The organism is Micromonospora sp. 4G55, assembly GCF_016803375.1.
The window spans coordinates 1-2,440 of sequence record NZ_JAEVHN010000821.1 but is presented as its reverse complement, the minus strand read 5'-3'; the positions used below and the strand labels follow the sequence as shown (position 1 = coordinate 2,440).

Genomic DNA, 2,440 nt, shown 5'->3' with positions numbered 1-2,440 from the left:
CGGCGTGCTCGGAGAGCCAACCGAGCAGGGGCGCGCCGACCGCCGCGGAGACCGAGCCGGTGACCGCCAGGGCGGCCAGCACCCGACCGCGCATGGCGTAGTCGGTGTCGAGCTGGGCGCGGGCGCCGACCGTGGTGTCGATGATCACCGCCGCCGCGGCCACCGGGAGGATCACCGCGGCGAAGCTGACCGTGCCGGGAGCCAGCCCGGCGGCGATCTGCAACACGCTGGCCAGCAGGCCGGCGCAGATCAGCAGCCCGTAGCCCAGCTCGCGGCGGCGGGCCGCCACCAGCGCGCCCAGCACCGTGCCGACCGCGAAGACGGTGGAGAGCACGCCGTAGCCCGACGCCCCGGCGGCCAGCGGGCCGTCACTCATCGCCGCCATGGTCACCTGGTAGTTGCGGCCCAGGCTGCCCAGCACGAACGACAGCGCCAACGCGACCAGCACCACCGGCTGGCGCAGCAGGTAGCGGAAGCCGGCCCGGATGCCGCCGTCCGCCGACAGCGCGTCGGCCGCCGCCGGCTCGCCGGTGTGCCGCTCCCCCTCGCGTACCGCGAACAGGGCGCCGACCACCGCGACGAAGCTGGCCGCGTTGACGGCGAAGAGCAGTGCGGGGCCGACGGCGGCGACCACGACGGCGCCGGCGCTCATGCCGAGGATGCGGCCGGCGGAGTTGGTCAGCGAGCCGAGCGCGAGGGCGTTGCCGAGGTCCTTCCGGTCGACCAGCGTCGAGGACCAGCGGCCCGACACCGGCCCCTCGATCGCCGACACCGCCCCGGTCACCAGCGCGATCGCGTAGATCGCCGGGAGGCCGCCGGCGCCGGTGACGGCGGCCACCGCCAGTCCCGCGGCGAGCAGAGCGTGTACCGCCTGGGCGGCGATCAGCAACGGCTTCGCCCGCAGCCGGTCGGCCAGCGCCCCGCCCCAGACGCTGAGCAGCAGCGTCGGCAGGGCCTGGAGCAGGACGGCCAGGCCCATCGAGGTCGCCGAGCGGGTCTGCTCGAGCACGTACCAGTTGACGCCGAGCACCTGCATCCAGGTCCCGATCACCGACACGAAGCCGGCACCGGCCCAGATCCGGTAGTTGCGGTGACGCAGTGCGGCGAACGTGCTCCCGAGGGCCACGAGGGCCTCCCCGTCCAGACGACGACATGACGAAGCCGAACCCACGGCGGGTTCGGCAGCGGCCAAGTCTGCCGCGCGCTAAACCTGTTTGCGGCTTTCGTGAGCGGACTCACCGCGTCGACGGCGCCGGCCTGGGGCACGCCCCACCAGCCCGGCAGGTCCCGGGACGGACCGGACGGCGACGACGGACACCCCGGTCGGGACGGGCAGGTCCGGACCGGGGTGTCGGTGCGGCGGGGTCGCCGCCGCAGGCCGTCAGCGGGCGGCGAGCGGCTGCCGGGCCGGGTCCACCGGGGCCGGCAGCTCGCCGACCCCACCGAGGTACGCGTGGATCGCCGCGGCGGCGGCCCGTCCCTCGGCGATGGCCCAGACGATCAGCGAGGCGCCCCGGTGCATGTCACCGGCGACGAAGACGCCGTCGGCGTCGGTCTGCCAGTCGGGTCGGGCGTCGATCGCGCCCCGGGCGTTGCGGCGCACCCCGAACTGCTCCAGCAGCGGCTGCTGCTCGGTGCCCTCGAAGCCGATGGCGAGCAGCACCAGGTCGGCGGGAAGTTCGCGCTCGGAGCCGGGCAGCGGGGTGACGATCCGCCGGCCGTCCCGCTTCTCGACGCTGACCTCGGCGATCCGTACGCCCTTGACCTGGCCGGTGCCGTCGTCGACGAACTCCTGCACCGCGACGGCGAAGACCCGCTCGCCGCCCTCCTCGTGCGCCGGGTAGTTGCGCAGCACCCACGGCCAGGTCGGCCACGGGTCGCGGGCGGCGTCCCGGGTCTCCGGAGGCTCCGGGTAGAGGTCGAGCTGGTGCACCCCGGCGGCGCCCTGCCGGTGGGCCACCCCGAGGCAGTCCGCGGCGGTGTCACCACCGCCGATGATCACGACGTGCCTGCCGGCGGCGTCGATCGGGGTGCGTCGGGCAGCATCGCGAGGGCCGGTCGCCCGTCGCCGGCCACCGCGACCACGCGGTTGGCGGCGACCAGGTGCGTCATCGCCTGGTGTACGCCGCGCAGCTGCCGCCCGGGGGTCTCCGGGGTGTCCCGGCCCTGGAGCGCGCCGCAGGCCAGCAGCACCGCGTCGTGCTCGGCGCGCAGCTGCTCGGCGGTGACGTCCACGCCGACGTCCACCCCGGTGCGGAACTGGACGCCCTCGGCGGCGAGCTGGGCCAGCCGCCGGTCGATGTGCTCCTTCTCCAGCTTGAAGTCGGGGATGCCGTACCGGAGCAGGCCACCGATCGCGTCGTCCCGCTCGTACACGGTCACGGCGTGACCGGCGCGGGCGAGCTGCTGCGCGGCGGCGAGGCCGGCGGGGCCGGAGCCG

Annotated in this window: 1 protein-coding gene and 1 pseudogene; both read right to left on the bottom strand. The window is 75.7% G+C overall.

Annotation, left to right across the window (positions count from 1 at the left end; all coding sequences use genetic code 11):
- Positions 1–1,126: MFS transporter (locus JNW89_RS34715; protein WP_238452249.1), on the bottom strand; the 1,126-nt coding region annotated here is incomplete at its 3' end.
- Between the two features lie 255 nt (positions 1,127–1,381).
- Positions 1,382–2,440, bottom strand: a pseudogene (locus tag JNW89_RS34710) (FAD-dependent oxidoreductase); the annotation flags it as partial.